Source organism: Streptomyces africanus, assembly GCF_002150735.1.
Taxonomy (GTDB): Bacteria; Actinomycetota; Actinomycetes; order Streptomycetales; family Streptomycetaceae; genus Streptomyces; species Streptomyces africanus.
Map to the genome: position 1 here is coordinate 1 of NZ_MUKA01000350.1, position 17,220 is coordinate 17,220.

The window sequence follows — 17,220 nt, forward strand, 5'->3', positions numbered from 1 at the left end:
CCACTGTGACGCCTGAATCCCACGCCTCGACGGGGTGTCCGTACCCGTCGAGGCGTGGGATTCAGGCGTCACAGTGGTCGCTCCGAAACTTTCCAGGTGTCTGGGGGGAGGTGTGGGGTGGGACGGACACGGATCAGGTGAGCGAGCCCGTCATGGCGAGCGAGTGCAGGAGGCGCATGAGGGTCATCAGGACGTCGCGGCTGGAGGCCCGCCGCCGCACGTCGCACTCCATGATCGGGATGTCCGGGGAGAGGTCGAGCGCCGTGCGCAGCTCCTCGATGGGGTAACGGGGCGCGTCCGGGAAGGAGTTGATGGCGACCACGAACGGCACGCCGCGTGCCGAAGAGGTACAGCACGAGCTGGTCGGTGATGCTGATCCGGCCGAAGTCCATCGCCACGGTGGTGGCCGTCTTGGACGCGGAACCGAAGTTGTCGTCGACACCGATGCCCGCCTGCGTCATGGTCTCCTCGGTGGTCAGCGGTTTGATCTCGCTGACCGAGCCGACCATGGTCGTCTTTCCGACACCGAAGCCGCCCACGATCACGATCTTGGCCGCGGCCTGTGCCGTGTGGGGCAACTGGTCCTCGGCCCGGGGGCCCGGGATGGTGTCAGAGCCTTTGAAGTCCATTCATCACCGCTTCGAGGAGGGAACGGTCGGGGAGCGCCTGGCGGACGATCGGGGAACGTACCGTCACCAGATCCGCCGTCAGCAGCTCGGTGATCAGCACGCCCATCGCGCTGAACGGCAGGCTGAGGTAGGCCGACAGCTCGGCCACGGACAGGGGGGCGGCGCAGAGCCGGAGCAACGCCGCCTGCTCGGGCGAGGCGGTGGGCGGCGGGTCCGCGGCACGCGCCACGATTAACGTCACCAGGTCCAGCTCGGACCGCTCACCGTCCGGGCCGGCCACCACGTACATACGCTCCGGGTTCCTGACCTCGCCCTCCTGGGGCTTGGGCGGTTCCGGGGCGGGCTCGCGCCTCTGGCGTTGGGGAGGCGTCATACGATCTGCCCGTTCCGCCGGGGCGGACTGGTCAGATGGCCGCCGATGCGGACGACGAGGTCGCGCATCATCGCGCTCATCCGGCCGGGTTCGCACCGCACGTCGGAGAGCACCGCGAGGAAGGCGTTGGCTCCGGCGTTCATCAGGTAGAAGTAGCCGCGGTCGATCTCGATCATGACGAGCTTCATCTCGCCGTCGCCGACCGTGAGTTCCTGGCAGACGCTGCCCGCGAGGGACTGCAGGCCGGCGCAGGCCGCGGCGACCCGGTCGGCCGCGTCGGGCTCGCCGCCGTAGCGGGCGATGCGCAGACCGTCGGCCGAGAGGACGACGATCATCTCGATGCCCGGTACGCCGTCGGCGAGTTGCTTGAGCATCCAGTCGAAGTTGCCTCGCTGCTGGATCACTTGAGGTCCCCCTCGTCATCGGCCTCGGTGGGGGCCGGGTCGTTGAGCAGGTGCAGGTACTTGGTCGGGTTCCGGATGAAGTCGGTGGGGTGGGTACCGGGCTCGATGCCTTGCTTGAGCCCCTCCCAGAACGCCTCGAGGCCTTTGCCGGGGGCGTCGGGGGCGTTCATGTCGCGCAGGGGCTTGGGCTCGGGCTCCGGTGTCGCCCAGGGGTTCGCCTCGCCCCGTGCCGCGGCCTCCCGGTCTTCCCTGTCGTAGGCGGCCTGCTGGGCGATCCGCTCGGTGAGGGACGTCTTCACCCGGCTGCGGCGCTGCGGCAGGCCGTTCGGCGTCCACTCGGTGACCACGGGGACGTCGTCGTCCTCCAGAGAGACCGTCTCCGGGATGCGGGGGTTGGTGGGGCGGCGCTTCTTCGGCGTGCGCTTCGGCCCCTCGGGGAGGCCGACCGGCATGGGGATGCCGGTGGCGCCGATGCCGTGGGCGAGTCCGACGCCGCGCTCGTGAGTGATCATCTCGCTCGGCACGATGACGATGGCGCGGACACCGCCGTACGCGGAGGCGCGCAGCGAGACCTGCATGTCGTACGCCGCGCAGAGGCGGCCGACGACGGCGAGGCCGAGGCGCGGGTGCTCACCGATGTCCTGGAGGTCGACGCCCGCCTTGGCGGCCTCCAGCATGCCCTCGATCCGGGCGCGTGCCTCCTCGTTGAGGTTGACACCGCCGTCCTCGATCTCGATGCAGACGCCGGTCTGCACCTCGGTGGCGGTGACGTGCACCTTGGTCTGCGGCGGCGAGTAGCGCGTGGCGTTGTCGAGGAGTTCGGCGCAGGCGTGGATGACCGGCTCGACGTAGATGCCCTTGACGCTGACCTTCGCGATGGAGGACAGCTGGATGCGCCGGTACTCCAGGATGCGCGACATGGCGCCGCGCAGGGTGCTGTAGAGGGACACCGGCTCGGGCCACTGCCGTCCGGGACGGCCGCCGCCGAGGACGGAGACGGAGTCGGCGAGGCGGCCGATCAGGGCGTTGCCGTGGTCGATGCGCAGCAGGTCGTCGAAGACCTCGGGGTTGCGGCCGTGGTCCTCCTCCATCTCCCTCAGTTCCGCGGCCTGCTGATGGATGATCGCCTGGACGCGGCGGGCGACACTGACGAAGGAGCGCGCGGCGGCGTCACGCATGGTCACTTCGCGGTCGACGATCTTCAGCACCGTCAGCAGCGTCTCGGCCTGCGGCTCGGGCAGGTCGCGGTACTCGGGGTTGGCGAGGCCGAGCTTGCGAATCACCTCCCTGGGGGATTCTCCGGTGCTCAGCAGCCGGAGCGCCGCGGGGATGATCTCCCGCGAGAAGCGGACCAACTCGTTCTCGTGGGCCGCGATCCGCTGTTCCAGATGCGCGGTGTGACGGGCGTGCTCGCCCCGCTGCTTGCGCAGGGCACGGCCGCGGCGCACCGCCTCGGCCGCCGTCGCGATCACCAGCACGGTGGCGATACCACCGCACCAGCCGACGGCGAGCCGGGCCGGCGCCGTCACCAGGGCGACAGCGGCTCCGGTCGCCGCGGCCATCGCTATGGCCGGCAGCAGCAGCACGCGCGCGTAGGGGAGTTCACCGCGACCAGGAGGGGATTGAACACTCACCATGTGGGCCTTCTGAAAGGAGTCGGCTGGGGTTCGGAAGGACGTGCAGGGGGGTATGTCATAAAGCTGTAGGACTCTTCCGCACATTGGGGAACAAGCGCACGAATTCAGCTCAAGCCGGTGCGCTGCGGGCGAGCTTAGTCCGACCGGATCATCGCTGTGTCATATTCAGCAACTGCCGGAAACCGGACGCGAAGGGATAGTACGCTCAGTCGTTTACACGCTGCGACACCGTTCGAATACGGCCCGTAATGCCGAACAGGCAAGCGAAAGCCCCTCCCCTGAACGGGTGAGGGGCTTCGGCAACAACGCCCTTTAAGGGGCGCGGGGAACTGCGCGAGCAACCACAACGAACCGGCACTCGCGCAACAAGCTCACCCCACCGACGAGTAGGCGACAACTCCCCGCAGCAACAGATCAACGGCCTTACGGGCGTTCTTCACCACAGAAGAACCCTGCGGCGCAGCCGCCGCGATCTGCCCCAGCACGTCAATGACCTGCTTGCACCACCGCACGAAGTCCCCCGCCGGCATCTCCGCCTCGCGCAGCACCTCGTCGAGCCCCTTCCCCGAGGCCCACATGTACGCGGCCCAGGCGAACCCGAGGTCCGGCTCCCGCTGCCCGACCCCCTCGGTCTGGCTGATCCGGAACTCCTCCTCCAGCGCGTCCAGCCGCCCCCAGATCCGCACCATCTCGCCCAGCGCGGCCTTGGCCTTGCCCGACGGCAGCTTCGGCACCAGCGCGTCGTCCCCGACCCGCGCCTCGTACACCAACGCCGAGACGCACCCGGCCAGTTCGGCCGGGCCGAGCCCCTCCCAGACGCCCTCGCGCAGGCACTCGCTGGCGAGCAGGTCCAGCTCGCCGTACAGCCGCGCGAGCCGCTTGCCGTGCTCGGTGACCTCGTCACCGCGCAGGTAGTCCATCTCGGTCAGCAGCGCCACGATCCGGTCGAACGTCCGCGCGATCGTGTTCGTACGGCCCTCGATGCGCCGCTCCAGCTGCGAGGTGTCCCGCAGCAGCCGGTGGTAGCGCTCGGCCCAACGGGCGTGGTCCTCACGGTCGTTGCACCCGTGGCAGGGGTGCGCGCGCAGCGCGGTCCGCAGCCGGGTGATCTCGCGGTCGTCGGCCGCCTGGGAGCGCCGCTTGCGGTGCCGGTCGGCCGGGATGTGCCCGGCCTTGGTGCGCAGCGCGGACGCCAGGTCCCGACGGGACTGCGGGGAACGGGGGTTGAAGGACTTCGGGATCCGCATCCGCTCCAGCGGCTCGACCGGCACCGGGAAGTCGATGGCCGCCAGCCGCTTCACCTGCCGCTCGGCGGTCAGCACCAGCGGGCGCGGCCCGTCGTGGTGCTCGAATCCGCGATGGCCGTTCGAACGGCCCGCGGGCAGGCCCGGGTCCAGCACCAGGGCCAGGCCCGCGTACTTGCCGGTGGGCACATGGATGACGTCACCGGGTTTCAGCTTCTCCAGCGCGACCGCGGCCTCCGCACGCCGCTGTGCCGCGCCCTGCCGGGCCAGCTCGTTCTCCCGGTCCTTCAGTTCGCGGCGCAGCCGCGCGTACTCCTCGAAGTCGCCGAGGTGGCAGGTCATGGAGGCCTTGTAGCCGTCGAGCCCCTCCTCGTTGCGCTGCACCTGCCGGGAGATCCCGACGACCGACTTGTCCGCCTGGAACTGCGCGAAGGACGTCTCCAGCAACTCGCGCGAGCGGTGCCGGCCGAACTGCTCGACCAGGTTGACCGCCATGTTGTACGAGGGCTTGAAGCTGGACCGCAGCGGATACGTGCGCGTGCCGGCCAGGCCCGCCAGGTGCTCCGGGTTCATGCCGCGCTGCCACAGCACCACGGCGTGGCCCTCGACGTCGATGCCGCGCCGTCCGGCCCGCCCGGTCAGCTGTGTGAACTCGCCCGGGGTGATGTCCGCGTGCTGCTCGCCGTTCCACTTGACGAGCTTCTCCAGCACCACCGAACGGGCGGGCATGTTGATGCCGAGGGCGAGGGTCTCGGTCGCGAACACGGCCTTGACCAGGCCGCGTACGAACAGTTCCTCGACGACCTCCTTGAAGGTCGGCAGCATGCCCGCGTGGTGGGCGGCGATTCCGCGCTCCAGGCCCTCCAGCCACTCGTAGTAGCCGAGGACGTGCAGGTCCTCGCGCGGGATGGACGCCGTGCGCTCCTCGACGAGGGAGCGGACCTGCTCGCGTGCCTCCTCGTCGTTCAGCCGGAGCCCCGCGTACAGGCACTGCTGGACGGCGGCCTCGCAGGCGGCGCGGCTGAAGATGAACGTGATGGCGGGCAGCAGCCCCTCGGCGTCGAGCCGCTCGATGACCTCGGGCCGGCTCGGCGTCCACACCCGGGACCGCTGTCTGCGCTCGCGCTCGCGGTCGGCCTCGCGCAGCCGGCCGCGCCGGCGGTCCTGGAACGACGGCCGGGTCGCCTCCATGCGCGCCATGCGCGTGAGGTCGGGGTTGACGGCCTTCTTGTGGCCCTCGCCCTCCTCGAACAGGTCGTACATCCGCCGCCCGGCCAGCACGTGCTGGAACAGCGGCACGGGCCGGTGCTCGGAGACGATCACCTCGGTGTCGCCGCGGACCGTGTCGAGCCAGTCGCCGAACTCCTCGGCGTTCGACACGGTCGCCGAGAGGGAGACGAGCGTGACCGACTCGGGGAGGTGAATGATCACCTCTTCCCAGACGGCGCCGCGGAACCGGTCGGAGAGGTAGTGCACCTCGTCCATGACCACGTGGCCGAGGCCCAGGAGGGTCTGGGAACCGGCGTACAGCATGTTCCGCAGCACCTCGGTGGTCATCACGACCACCGGGGCGTCGGAGTTGACGCTGTTGTCGCCGGTGAGCAGGCCCACCTTGTCCGTGCCGTAGCGGCGGCACAGGTCGGCGTACTTCTGGTTCGACAACGCCTTGATGGGTGTCGTGTAGAAGCACTTCTTGCCCTGCTGGAGGGCGAGGTGGACGGCGAACTCGCCGACGATCGTCTTGCCGGATCCGGTGGGCGCCGCGACCAGCACGCCCTTCCCCGCCTCGAGCGCCTGGCAGGCCTCGATCTGGAAGGGGTCGAGGCCGAAGTCGTACATCTCGCGGAATGAGGCGAGCGCGGTGGCCTGCTCGGCAGCACGCTGCCGGGCTGCCGCGTACCGCTCGGCCGGTGAGAGGTCCTCTGTCATCGTGCTTTCGAGCGTACCGGGCCGCACTGACAACAGGACGATCATTATCCGGATCCATTCCTGTGAAACCGGGGATCGGCGCAGCTCAGGGGCAGCGCGGCTCAGGGGCCGACGACCCGCACGCCCCCGCGCACACAGCGCGCGGTCAGCGGGAGCGGGCCCAGCGGTTCCCCGTCCGCGTACCCGGTGATCCCCTCCGCGGCGATCTCGACCCGGGCCGCCCGCAGCACGGTCACCTTCGGATGCTCGACGTGCGTCCCCCGGTACACCCGCGGAAACACCCGCAGCAGCGTCGTGCGGTCGCAGTCCCCGACGACGGTGATGTCGAACAGCCCGTCGGTCAGGTCGGCTCCGGGGCAGATCCGCATGCCGCCGCCGTACGACGAGCCGTTGCCGACGGCGACGAGGGTCGCCTCGACCTCGCGCACCTCACCGTCGTCGAGGCGGATCCGGTACGGGACGGGCCGGAACGCGGCGAGTTCGGCGATCATCGCGAGGTCGTACTTGAAGCGGCCGGAGGGCCACCGCATGCGGTTGCCCCGGTCGTTGACCCGGGAGTCGAAGCCGGAGGCGAGGACCGTTGCGAACCAGCGGTCCCCCACCTGACCGAGGTCGATGTCGCGGAGCCGGCCGCACTTGAGGGCGTCGGCGATCATGCGGCCCGCGGCGGCCGGCTCGCGCACGGGCAGACCGAGGGTGCGGGCGAAGTCGTTGCCGGTGCCGACCGCGACCAGGCCGAGCGGGGTGCTCGTGCCCGCGACCGCCCGCAGGGCGAGATGGGCCATGCCGTCGCCGCCGACGGCTATCAGCGCTCCGGTGCCGCCCGCGACGGCGGACCGCGCGCGGGTGAGGGCGTCCGCGGCGTCCTCCCCGAGCACCGTACGCACCGAGAAACCGGCCGCCCGCAGCGCGGAAGCGGCCGGCTGCGCCGCACGGGCGCCCCGGCCGCGACCCGCGGTGGGGTTGACGAAGAGGGTGATCTCGCTGGTCACGCGACCGACCCTATGAGCTGGCCGCCGGTGTTCAGGTCACGTCGTCATAACCGTTGACCCGGTCCGTGCGGTCCCCGCTCGCCTGCTCGGGCAGGGCGGCGCGGCCGGTCGTCACGGGTTCGATCTCGCCGATGTCCTCGGGGGTGAGGTCCAGCTCGGAGGCCTCGTCGTCGGCGGGGCCGAGGGCCTCGCGGCGGCTGCGACGGCGGTCGTTGAGCAGGGAGAAGGCGACGGCGGCGAAGTACAGAAGCCAGATCGGCCCGGCGAGCGCCAGCATGGTCAGCGGGTCGGTGCTGGGTGTGGCGATGGCCGCGAAGACCGTGATGGCCATGATCATGCCGCGCCACCAGCCCAGCATGCGCTTGCCGGTGAGCACCCCGGTGAGGTTGAGCATGACCAGCAGCAGGGGCAGCTCGAACGAGAGGCCGAAGACGAGCACCATCCGCATGACCAGGTCGAGCAGATCGTCCAGCGGGAGGAGGTTGGACGTGCCGCCCGGCGTGAACTCGAGGAGCACCTTCGCCGTGGTGGGCAGGACCGTGTAGGCGAAGTAGGCACCGGCGACGAACAACGGTGCGCCCGTGCCGACGAAGGCGTAGGCGTACTTCCTCTCGTGCCGGTGCAGACCGGGCGCGACGAAGGCCCACAGCTGGTAGAGCCAGATCGGCGAGGCCAGTACGACACCGGCCATCAGGGAGACCTTCAGCGCCAGCGTGAAGGGGGTGAGCAGGCCGTTGATGGTGATCTGCGCGCACGGCTTGGAGCCCGGCTGCGACTTGGCCAGTTCCGCGAAGGTCTTGTCACAGCCGACCGAGTCGAGGATCGGCTTGGTGATCAAGTTGATGATGTCGTTGTAGAAGAAGGCGGCGAAGACCGTGACGACGACGATCGCCAGAATCGCCTTGGCGAGCCGGTTGCGGAGCTCGCGAAGGTGCTCCGCGAGGGGCATCCGCCCCTCGGGATCCCTCTCCTTTTTGCGGGCAGACTTCAGCAACCCACGTTCCCATCTCGTGCGGCGGGCCGGAGGTCACCGGCCCTGCGTCAGCGCTTGGTCGTGTCCGTCGGCTCGTTGACCGGACGCGAGCTGGTCACGTCACCGGGGGCGGCCTGGATGGTGCGCTGCGAGGGCTCGTCGGTGTTGGGCGGGCCGGCCGGGGTGGTGGACGACTTGCCCTCGTCCTTCATGGCCTTGGCCTCGCTCTTGAGGATGCGGGCCGACTTGCCGAGCGACCGAGCCATGTCCGGAAGCTTCTTCGCGCCGAACAGCAGGATGATGACGACGAGGATGAGAATGATCTCGGGGGCTCCGAGCCTTCCGAACATAAGTCTTTACCTTCTCACCGAGGCGGCTGTGGTGGGGTGCTGTCCGACCGGTCGGACATGTGTCCGAACGATCGTGTTGACAGCGATCGTAACGCTCAGGGGTAAACGTGGGGCAATCCCTCTGCATCCCCTGTGCGTACTCCCGTCCGCGGCCAGTGCCTCGTTAACCGGGCCGCGACCAGCAGAGTACCTGTCCGAACCGCCGAGGTGACAGGGCGAAGTGTCCCAATGCCGGACTCACAGCCACCGGCCGGACACCTCACAGGGCGTCCACGGACCGGGCCGCGCTCTCCGCCGCCCGTTCGAGGTCCTCCGCGGCCCGGTTGATACGGCGCGCCGAGTCCGTGACCTGGCTGCCCAGGCGCTGTGCCTCGACGAAGACCCGCACGGCGAGCACCCCGAGCACGGCGAGACCCACGAATCCCACGGCAATCGCGAACATCGGCCAGAACATGACGCCGAGCCTAGACCCTTCCGACGGGCCGGATTCCCCGGCCCACTAGACGGTGGAGTGCAGCCGCAGGGTGCGTACCCCGCCGTCGGTGAGCAGTTCCACGATCCGCTCCCCCGCGGGCTTGCGGACCGAGGCGCCGCACTCCGGGCAGGTGAAGGAGTAGAAGGTGGTGCGGCTCGTCGCGCCGATGGCGAGGCGCAGGGCGCCCGCGGTGAGCTCGAAGCGTTCCCGGCAGTCCGGGCAGCCCGCCCGGAACACCACGGGGGCCACGCTTCTCATCCCGGCGAACGCGGACTCCACCGTCATGCCCATCGCACCGGACGTCACCGACTCGCTCACAGCCCTGGCTCCTCTTTCTCGGGTCGTTCGCCTCCGGGGCGCCACGGCCGGTGTCGCGGGACGGCCGGCTCCGGCCGTCGACGCCGGTGGCACCCGCGGCTCACTCGCGTCTGCCGTCCGGCCCGTCCGCGACGGCGTGCACCACACGCGGCCCGCCCGCGCCGGCGGCATCCGCCCCGCCGACCGCCTCCACGGCCTCGATCCCGTCATATGCCGCCAGCGCCTCGCGGGCCGCCTGCCGGGCGCTGTCCGCCAGCTCGGGCGGCGACACGATGCGGCCGTCCCGCCCGAGCCGCAGCGCCAGGCGCCGCAGCGACGCCGGTTCGGGGGTCCGCAGAGTGATACGCAGGCCGCCGTCCGGGAGCTCATCCGCACTGTCGTGCGGGTAGTACTCGGCGACCCAGCGGCCGCCGGGCCCGACCTCGACCACGACCTCCGGGTCCTCGGCCGCGGGCTGCACCAGCGCCTCGGACAGGTCCCGCAGCTCGATCTCCGGCGGTGCCGACGGCTCGTCCAGGATCTTGATCTCGGCGACCCGGTCGAGCCGGAAGGTGCGGCGCGCCTCCGAGCGGCGGCACCAGGCCTCGACATACGTGTGCCCGACGCTGACCAGGCGGATCGGGTCGATCTCCCGCTCGGTGACCTCGTCGCGCGCGGGCGAGTAGTAGCGGATCCACAGCCGGCGGCGCTCGGCGATCGCCCGGTCGACGTCCGCGAAGACCCCGCCCTCGGACTCGAAGGTCACCGACAGCCGCGAGCTGGCGCCCGCCGCCTCGCCGGCCGCGGTCTCCACCTTGGCCGTCGCCCGCAGCAGCGCCTGCCGGTCGCTCTCGCGCAGGCCGGGCAGGGTGGCCACGGCCCGGGCGGCGACGAGCAGGGCGGTGGCCTCGTCGGCGGCGAGCCTGAGCGGCTCGGCCGCCTCCGCCGCCAGGGCGGCCGGGTTGTGCCACCAGATGCGCTCGCCGTCGGTGTCGATGTCGAGCAGGTCACCGCCGCGGAAGCTGGTGCCGCACATGGGCAGCACGTCGAGGTCGGAGACCAGCTCGTCCTCGGTGATGCCGAAGGCGCGCGCGACGTCCTCGACCCGGGCCCCGGGGCGCTCCCTCAGATACGTCACCAGGGAGAGCATCCGTCTGGTCTGGTCGATCGCGTTCACGGGCCTGACCGGTTTGCCTGCCACTGTCTCGTCCGCTCCCCCTCAGCCCTTGGCCACGGCCCGCAGCCGGTCCACCACGTCGGCCCGCAGCTCGGCGGGCTCCAGGACGACCACGTCCGGCCCGAACTCCACCAGCCAGGCGTCCAGCCCGTGGCCGTACGGAATCTCCAACTCGTCCCAGCCGTCACCGAGTTCCCGGACCGAGGTGGCCTTCGCCCGAAGGGGGTACCCCGCGGCCGAGCGCAGCCGGATCCGCGCCGAGCGGTCGGTGATCTCCCCGGCCCAGCTCGCCACGGTCTCACGGACGGTGACGACGTCCGGCACGGGAGCGGTGTACCGGCCGCCGCGCGAGCGGACCTTGCCGGTGATCCGCGACAGCCGGAAGACCCGCTCGGCGCCCCGGTCACGGTCCCAGCCCGCCAGATACCAGTGGCCCCGCCAGCACTCCAGCGCCCACGGCTCCACATGCCGCTGCTCGGGGCGGGCGGCGGTGGCCTTGCGGTAGTCGAACACGACGGGCCGGCGGTCCCGGCAGGCGAGCATCAGCGGCTCGAACGCCGCCTCGTGCACGGGGATGCGCGGCTCCAGCGCGCCGTGCGCCCCGTACGGGTCGACGTCCTCGGGGAGTCCCGCCGCGCGCAGCTTCTGCAGGGCGCCGCTGGCGGCACCGGCGAGCCGGGCCTGCTGCCACACCTTGGCGGCGAGTCCGAGGGCGGCGGCCTCCTCGGCGTCCAGGGTGATGGGCGGGAGGCGGTTGCTGTCCCGGCGGGCCAGATAGCCGACCTCGCCGTCGAGGCTCTCGACGGTCTCGATGACCAGTCCGAGTTCGCGCAGGTCGTCCTTGTCGCGCTCGAACATGCGGTTGAAGGAGTCGTCGTTGCCGCCCGGGCCGTTGCCCGGCCCGAAGGCCTCGACGTAGGCCTCGATGGAGTCGCGCAGCTCACGCTTGCTGAGCGGCCGCCGCGTCCCGAGCAGACACAGCGCCAGATTCATCAGCCGCTCGGCCTTGGCAATGGCCATCGACGCGCTTCGCCTCCCTATGGTGCTTACGAGGCATGACCGTACCGCTCCGCGGTGGCCCGGCAAAAGCCGAGGGCCCATGCCCGAACAGGCATGGGCCCCACGTGATCGAGTCTGTTCGGTTCCTGCTCAGACCCCGAGCAGGTCGACCACGAAGATCAGGGTCTCGCCCGGCTTGATCAGAGGGGACGGGCTCTGGTTGCCGTACGCGAGGTGGGCGGGGATGGTCAGCTGGCGGCGGCCGCCGACCTTCATGCCCTGCACGCCCTGGTCCCAGCCCTTGATGACCCGGCCGCCGCCCAGCGGGAAGCGGAAGGGGGTGCCGCGGTTCCAGCTGGCGTCGAACTCCTCGCCCGTGCTGAAGGCGACACCGACGTAGTGCACGGTGACGGTCTGACCCGCCTGCGCGACCGGGCCGTCGCCTTCCCAGATGTCCTTGATCTCGAGGTCCGCCGGGGGCTCGCCGCCCGGGAAGTCGATCTCGGGCTTGTCGATGCTCACTTCATCTCTCCTTGTTACGTGACCTGCGTCGGGGACAGTCTCACAGACCGGCCTGGTCAGACCGTGCCGAGGATGTCCACCGTGAAGACCAGGGTGTTCTTGGCCAGCTCGCTCTGAGGGCTCGCGCCATAGCCGAGCGAGGGCGGGATCACCAGCAGCACACGGTCGCCCACGTGCTTGCCGACGAGGCCCTTGTCCCAGCCTGCCACCACGGAGCCGTTGCCGATCTGGAAGGCGGTGGCCCCGCCGTGGTCCCAGGAGGAGTCGAACTTCTTGCCGTCCTCCCACTTGACCCCGGTGTACTGGGCGATGAGGCCCTGCCCGGCCTCGACCTTCTTGCCGTCGCCCTTGACCAGAACCTGCTCCTTGAGGTCCTTGGGAGCCTTGACGCCCTTGGGGACCGTGATGACCGCGGCCTTCTGCGACGGCGACTTCACCTCGGGCAGGCCCGCCTCGGAGGGCACCTGCTCACCCTTGACCTCACCCTTGGAGTCGACGCTCGCGGCACCGACCGGGTCGACCACCCAGATCAGCACGTCCTTCGCGGAGATCCCCGAGGAGGTGTTCAGGCTCTGGCCGATCAGGTCGCCCGCGGTGCCCTGCACCAGGACCCGGCTGCCGGGCTTCTTGCCCTTCACCGCGTCGAGGACCTTCGCGGGGAGCTGCTGGCTCGGCTTGCCGATCTGCTCGATGGACTGCCGTCGGGGCGCCTTGTCACCCGTCGATCCCGCGGCCCAGGTACCGCCGAGCTCCTGGTCACCGCCCCACTTCTCGACGGTCCAGTCCAGGCGGACGAAGTCCGAGCCCTTGATCGGGGTTCCGCTGCCCGCCGAGACCGTCTTGACCACGGTCTTGTCGGACGGCTTGCCGTCCTTGGGCACGGAGATCTCGGGCTTCGCCCCGGCCTTCCCCTTGACCTCGGCGACGCCTCCCGCCGTGTCGCCGTTGTTCCCGTCGTCCGATCCGCACGCTGCGGTGAACAACAGGGCAGGAACGGCCAGCAGCGCGGCCACGCGTCGTTTCGTGTTGTAGTTCATCAGTCCAACTGGGATCGGTGGTGTGGGGGCAATGGCCGCCACTCTACGGCGTACCCGCTCCTCACTCGCCTCACCGCGCGACACGACATCACCCGGGCCGCTCCCGTACGGACGGGTCCGGAACGGAAAGGGCCGATGCCCGCAGGTGTGAAAACCTCCGGGCATCGGCTGCGCGGACTGGCCGGAACCGGCTCACATTCCGGCGATCAGCTTCTCCACCCGGTCGTCCACGGAACGGAACGGGTCCTTGCACAACACGGTGCGCTGAGCCTGGTCATTGAGCTTGAGGTGAACCCAGTCGACCGTGAAGTCACGGCGCTGTTCCTGTGCGCGCCGGATGAAGTCGCCCCGCAGCCGGGCCCGAGTGGTCTGCGGCGGAACGGACTTGCCCTCGAAGATTTTCAAGTCGTTGCAGACGCGCGCCGCCTGCCCCTTCTTCTCGAGCAGGTAGTACAGGCCACGACGGCGGTGGATGTCGTGGTAGGCGAGGTCTATCTGCGCGACGCGCGGATGCGACATGGTCATGTTGTGCTTGGCCCGGTACCGCTCGAGGAGCTTGTACTTCATGACCCAGTCGATCTCGGTGCCGATGCGGTCGAGGTCCTCGGTCTCGATCGCGTCCAGGGTGCGGCCCCACAACTCTAGGACCTGCTCGACCGTGCCGGTGCGGATGCCTCGGCGCTCGCAGAAGTCCACGGCCTTCTCGTAGTACTCGCGCTGCACCTCCAGGGCGGAGGCCTCGCGTCCGCTGGCCAGACGGACCTTGCGGCGGCCGGTGATGTCGTGGCTGACCTCGCGGATCGCCCGGATCGGGTTCTCCAGGGTGAGGTCCCGCATGACGGTGCCCGCCTCGATCATGCGCAGCACCAGGTCGGTGGCGCCGACCTTGAGCAGCATGGTCGTCTCGGACATGTTGGAGTCGCCCACGATGACGTGCAGGCGGCGGTAGCGCTCGGCGTCCGCGTGCGGCTCGTCACGCGTGTTGATGATGGGCCGGGAGCGGGTCGTCGCCGAGGAGACGCCCTCCCAGATGTGCTCGGCGCGCTGGCTGACGCAGTACACGGCACCGCGCGGAGTCTGGAGCACCTTGCCCGCGCCGCACAGCAACTGCCGTGTGACCAGGAACGGAATCAGAATGTCCGCGAGCCGGGAGAACTCCCCGTGCCGGGCGACCAGATAGTTCTCGTGGCAGCCGTAGGAGTTGCCCGCCGAATCGGTGTTGTTCTTGAAGAGGTAGACGTCGCCCGCGATTCCCTCCTCGTGCAGGCGTCGTTCGGCGTCCACCAGGAGTCCTTCGAGAATGCGCTCGCCCGCTTTGTCGTGGGTGACCAGTTCGATCACGTTGTCACATTCCGGTGTGGCGTATTCCGGATGTGAACCCACGTCGAGATAGAGGCGGGCGCCGTTTCGCAGAAAGACATTGCTGCTGCGGCCCCATGACACGACACGGCGGAAGAGGTACCGCGCCACCTCGTCAGGAGACAGGCGGCGCTGTCCCCTGAACGTGCACGTGACGCCGTACTCGTTCTCCAGCCCGAAAATGCGGCGGTCCATGAGGGAACATTACGCCCGATCCCCTGAACTGAAACGGGGTTCGACGGCACGGTTTGGATCATTTTCCGAACCGGCGGCAACCACCCCTCCCCCACCGGGAGCTGCGAGTACCCGCCCCGTGGCCGTCAAAACCAGCAGGGACACGCCACCCGCGACACCCGGCAGCGCGAAGCCCCACAGGGCCCCGCCCGCCTCTACGACGGGCCCCGCGACGCCCGTTCCGACCGAGTGGCCCACGGTGAACGTCGTCACCAGCCAGGAGAACGCCTCGGTGACCGTACCGCGTGGCGCGTGCCGGTCGACCAGGACGAACGCGCAGGCGATGGCGGGCGCGAGGAAGACCCCGGCGAGCGCGGTCAGCGCCACCATGGGCACCGCGTCCGGCATGAGCGTCAGCGGCAGATAACACACCACCAGAAGGGCCACCAGCACCCGCAGTCGCCGCGCGGGCTCACCGGCCCACTGCCGGGCCCCGTACACCGCGCCGCCGACCAGCGCCCCGAACCCCAGGGCCGCCATCAGCCAGCCGTACACGACGTCACCGCCGTGGTCGTCCGCGTAGGGCACCGAGGCGACCGTGATGGACCCGAGCGCCATCCCGATGAACAGGAACGCCGCCAGCAGCGCCAGCAGCCCCGGCGAGCGCAGCGCGCCCAGCCAGTGCGCCTCACGCGGCGCCGACCGCCACGCGCGCGAGGGCGGCGACACCACCACGGACAGCGCCCCCAGCACCCCGACCGCGTTCAGCACGAGCAGCGCGGCCTGGGCGGACCACAGGGACACGCACAGCGTCACGAGCAGCGGCCCGACGGTGAACATCACCTCCTGGGCCACGGCGTCCATGGCGTACGCGGTGTGCACGTGCTCCTCCTTGCGGAGGACCGACGACCACAGGGCCCGCAGCCCGCCCTCCAGGGGAGGCGTGAAGAGCCCGGCACCGGCCACGGCGGCATACGCGAGGGGCAGCGATCCGATCCCCGCGAAGGCGAAGACGGCCATGGCGAGCCCGGAGAGAACGGCCGCCGGCAGCTGCACGCGCGGCTGCCCGCGCAGGTCCACGAGCCGGCCCAGCACCGGCTGCCCCACGGCGTTGGCGACGCCGTACACGCCCGCGAGCGCCCCCGCGAGGCTGTACGAACCGCCTTCGGCCCGCACGAACAGCACGATCGCGATGGCCGCCGTGGCGTTGGGCAGCCGGCCGACGAGCGTGCCGACGAGCAGCCGGGCGGCGTGTCGCGCCCGAAGGATCTCCAGGTATCCCGTGGCCATGTCCCCCGCTTAGGTTTTACGTATAACGTCTGCCTCCATACGTACCATGGCCGCTGTTCACGAGTCCAGACGAAGGAGCGGCCGACGGTGGCACGAGGCAGCACCCGCCCCACGAGCCGGGACGTCGCCCAGGCCGCCGGCGTGTCCCAGGCGGCGGTCTCCCTGGTCCTGGGGGACAAGTGGCACGGCCGCGTCTCGGAGGCAACCGCTCAGCGCGTCCGCGAGGCGGCCCGCGACCTGGGTTACCGGCCGAACCTGGCCGCCCGCAATCTGCGCCTGGGCCGTACCCGCACGGTCCTCCTGGTGGTCCCGGCCCTGACCACGGAGTTCTTCGCCGGCGTCTACACGGGAGCCACCCGCGTCGCCGCCGAGCACGGCTTCGGCGTGGTCCTCTACCCCTCCCCCGAGGGCATCGGCCCCGCCCGGGACCCCTTCGCCTCCGCGCAGGCCGCGCTCGACGGCGTCATCGCGTCCTCCATGGCCGCGGACGCGCTCAGCGCGATCCGCGGGGAGGCGCTGCCGCTGGTGATGCTGGACAGCGACCCGGCGGGCAGCCTGGGAGCGGCGACGGTCAACCTGGACATCGCCGACGGTGTCCGCCAGATCGCGGACCACCTGCTGTCCCTGGGCCACCGCCGGTTCCTCCACCTGGCGGCGGACGTGCCGTCCTGGACCTTCGACGTCCGCGCCCGGGAGCTGGCGGCCCGCCTGGCCGGGGTGCCCGGCACGTCCGTCCGTACGGCCCGCTCACCGATCTCCAGCGAGGGTGCGGTGGCCGCGGCCGAAACCGCCCTCTCGGAACCCGGCCCCCGCCCCACGGCGGTGGTCTGCGACGACGACCTGCTGGCCGCCGGCACGTACAAGGCGGCCCGCCGTCTGGGCCTGCGCGTCCCGGACGACCTGTCGGTCACCGGCCTGGACGATCTGGCCCTGGCCACGGCGATCGACCCGGAGCTGACGACGGTCCGCCTGGACGCCGAGCTGTTCGGTGAACGGGGTATGGCGGCGCTGCTGGCCGTCCTGGAGGGCCGCGAGCCCAAGGGCGGGGACATCCCGGTGCGGCTGGTCGTACGGGGCTCCACGGCACCGCCGGGAGCCGCGTAACGGCCGTTGGTGTCCGGGGCGGGGCACTGCGCAACCCGGCGGAGCGGGGTGCCGCTGCGCCCACCCGTGCCGCCCCTAGCGGCACGACTGCCCGCAGCGGGGGCAACCACGACGCACCCGCGGGTCGCCGACGGCGAGAAGGGGACGTGTCGGGGGGTGTCCGCCCGCAGCGGTTGGCGCGTCAACGGACAGTTAGTTGGCACGCAACCCCATCGCGCCGTTCCGAGGACGGACACCCCCCGGCGCGGCCCCGAC

General features: G+C 70.7%; 16 protein-coding genes and 1 pseudogene. 1 reads left to right on the top strand and 16 read right to left on the bottom strand.

Going from position 1 to position 17,220, the window contains the following annotated elements:
- Positions 1–133: 133 nt before the first annotated feature.
- The 16 genes and pseudogenes from CCL05_RS35085 to CCL05_RS35160 form a co-directional block, all read right to left on the bottom strand.
- Positions 134–629: pseudogene (locus CCL05_RS35085) on the bottom strand (GTP-binding protein).
- A complete protein-coding gene (locus CCL05_RS35090) occupies positions 610–1,002 on the bottom strand; it encodes a DUF742 domain-containing protein (protein ID WP_086564690.1) in 393 nt (130 codons plus the stop codon). Before CCL05_RS35090 ends, CCL05_RS35085 begins: the two are co-directional and overlap by 20 nt.
- Positions 999–1,406, bottom strand: a complete 408-nt coding sequence (locus CCL05_RS35095; protein WP_086564691.1) for a roadblock/LC7 domain-containing protein — start codon at positions 1,404–1,406, stop codon at positions 999–1,001. The genes CCL05_RS35090 and CCL05_RS35095 overlap by 4 nt, the downstream gene beginning before the upstream one ends.
- Positions 1,403–3,043: a sensor histidine kinase gene (locus CCL05_RS35100; RefSeq protein WP_086564692.1), complete on the bottom strand. Its 1,641-nt coding sequence runs from the start codon at positions 3,041–3,043 to the stop codon at positions 1,403–1,405. The genes CCL05_RS35095 and CCL05_RS35100 overlap by 4 nt, the downstream gene beginning before the upstream one ends.
- 371 nt (positions 3,044–3,414) lie before the next feature.
- Positions 3,415–6,261 (bottom strand): DEAD/DEAH box helicase, encoded by a 2,847-nt coding sequence (locus CCL05_RS35105; RefSeq protein WP_086564693.1) that lies wholly within the window; start codon positions 6,259–6,261, stop codon positions 3,415–3,417.
- A 56-nt stretch (positions 6,262–6,317) separates the two neighbouring features.
- Positions 6,318–7,208: a diacylglycerol kinase gene (locus CCL05_RS35110; protein ID WP_086564694.1), complete on the bottom strand. Its 891-nt coding sequence runs from the start codon at positions 7,206–7,208 to the stop codon at positions 6,318–6,320.
- A gap of 31 nt (positions 7,209–7,239) precedes the next feature.
- On the bottom strand, positions 7,240–8,202 hold the full coding sequence (gene tatC, locus CCL05_RS35115) for a twin-arginine translocase subunit TatC (protein ID WP_086564695.1): 963 nt from the start codon (positions 8,200–8,202) through the stop codon (positions 7,240–7,242).
- Positions 8,203–8,249: 47 nt separating this feature from the next.
- Entirely contained in the window at positions 8,250–8,531 is a 282-nt protein-coding gene (gene tatA / locus CCL05_RS35120; RefSeq protein ID WP_020271424.1) for a Sec-independent protein translocase subunit TatA, read from the bottom strand.
- Between the two features lie 259 nt (positions 8,532–8,790).
- The gene (locus CCL05_RS35125; RefSeq protein ID WP_059419435.1) at positions 8,791–8,985 is read right to left on the bottom strand and encodes a hypothetical protein; all 195 of its coding nucleotides are present in this window, start codon (positions 8,983–8,985) and stop codon (positions 8,791–8,793) included.
- A gap of 45 nt (positions 8,986–9,030) precedes the next feature.
- Positions 9,031–9,324 (bottom strand): hypothetical protein, encoded by a 294-nt coding sequence (locus tag CCL05_RS35130; RefSeq protein ID WP_208641685.1) that lies wholly within the window; start codon positions 9,322–9,324, stop codon positions 9,031–9,033.
- A 100-nt stretch (positions 9,325–9,424) separates the two neighbouring features.
- The gene (locus CCL05_RS35135; RefSeq protein WP_244204506.1) at positions 9,425–10,504 is read right to left on the bottom strand and encodes a helix-turn-helix transcriptional regulator; all 1,080 of its coding nucleotides are present in this window, start codon (positions 10,502–10,504) and stop codon (positions 9,425–9,427) included.
- Positions 10,505–10,522: 18 nt separating this feature from the next.
- A complete protein-coding gene (locus CCL05_RS35140; RefSeq protein WP_086564697.1) occupies positions 10,523–11,500 on the bottom strand; it encodes a helix-turn-helix transcriptional regulator in 978 nt (325 codons plus the stop codon).
- Between the two features lie 129 nt (positions 11,501–11,629).
- Positions 11,630–12,001 carry an FKBP-type peptidyl-prolyl cis-trans isomerase gene (locus tag CCL05_RS35145; RefSeq protein ID WP_020274869.1) on the bottom strand — a complete coding sequence of 124 codons (372 nt, stop codon included), beginning with the start codon at positions 11,999–12,001 and terminating at the stop codon, positions 11,630–11,632.
- A gap of 56 nt (positions 12,002–12,057) precedes the next feature.
- Complete coding sequence (locus CCL05_RS35150) at positions 12,058–13,038, bottom strand: FKBP-type peptidyl-prolyl cis-trans isomerase (RefSeq protein ID WP_086564698.1); 981 nt, start codon at positions 13,036–13,038, stop codon at positions 12,058–12,060.
- 192 nt (positions 13,039–13,230) lie between these two features.
- Positions 13,231–14,592 carry a Pup--protein ligase gene (gene pafA / locus CCL05_RS35155; RefSeq protein ID WP_086564699.1) on the bottom strand — a complete coding sequence of 454 codons (1,362 nt, stop codon included), beginning with the start codon at positions 14,590–14,592 and terminating at the stop codon, positions 13,231–13,233.
- A 9-nt stretch (positions 14,593–14,601) separates the two neighbouring features.
- Positions 14,602–15,861, bottom strand: coding sequence for an MFS transporter (locus tag CCL05_RS35160; protein WP_086564700.1), 1,260 nt, complete (start codon positions 15,859–15,861; stop codon positions 14,602–14,604).
- A gap of 87 nt (positions 15,862–15,948) precedes the next feature.
- Between CCL05_RS35160 and CCL05_RS35165 the strand changes: the two genes are divergently transcribed.
- A complete protein-coding gene (locus CCL05_RS35165; RefSeq protein WP_086564701.1) occupies positions 15,949–16,965 on the top strand; it encodes a LacI family DNA-binding transcriptional regulator in 1,017 nt (338 codons plus the stop codon).
- The last annotated feature ends 255 nt before the right edge of the window (positions 16,966–17,220 follow it).

Bases quoted from the DNA above. Each gene is read 5' to 3' on its own strand.
- CCL05_RS35090 (WP_086564690.1), bottom strand. From the start codon at position 1,002: ATGACGCCTCCCCAACGCCAGAGGCGCGAGCCCGCCCCGGAACCGCCC.
- CCL05_RS35100 (WP_086564692.1), bottom strand. From the start codon at position 3,043: ATGGTGAGTGTTCAATCCCCTCCTGGTCGCGGTGAACTCCCCTACGCG.
- CCL05_RS35105 (WP_086564693.1), bottom strand. From the start codon at position 6,261: ATGATCGTCCTGTTGTCAGTGCGGCCCGGTACGCTCGAAAGCACGATG.
- tatA (WP_020271424.1), bottom strand. From the start codon at position 8,531: ATGTTCGGAAGGCTCGGAGCCCCCGAGATCATTCTCATCCTCGTCGTC.
- CCL05_RS35125 (WP_059419435.1), bottom strand. From the start codon at position 8,985: ATGTTCTGGCCGATGTTCGCGATTGCCGTGGGATTCGTGGGTCTCGCC.
- CCL05_RS35140 (WP_086564697.1), bottom strand. From the start codon at position 11,500: ATGGCCATTGCCAAGGCCGAGCGGCTGATGAATCTGGCGCTGTGTCTG.
- CCL05_RS35150 (WP_086564698.1), bottom strand. From the start codon at position 13,038: ATGAACTACAACACGAAACGACGCGTGGCCGCGCTGCTGGCCGTTCCT.
- pafA (WP_086564699.1), bottom strand. From the start codon at position 14,592: ATGGACCGCCGCATTTTCGGGCTGGAGAACGAGTACGGCGTCACGTGC.
- CCL05_RS35160 (WP_086564700.1), bottom strand. From the start codon at position 15,861: ATGGCCACGGGATACCTGGAGATCCTTCGGGCGCGACACGCCGCCCGG.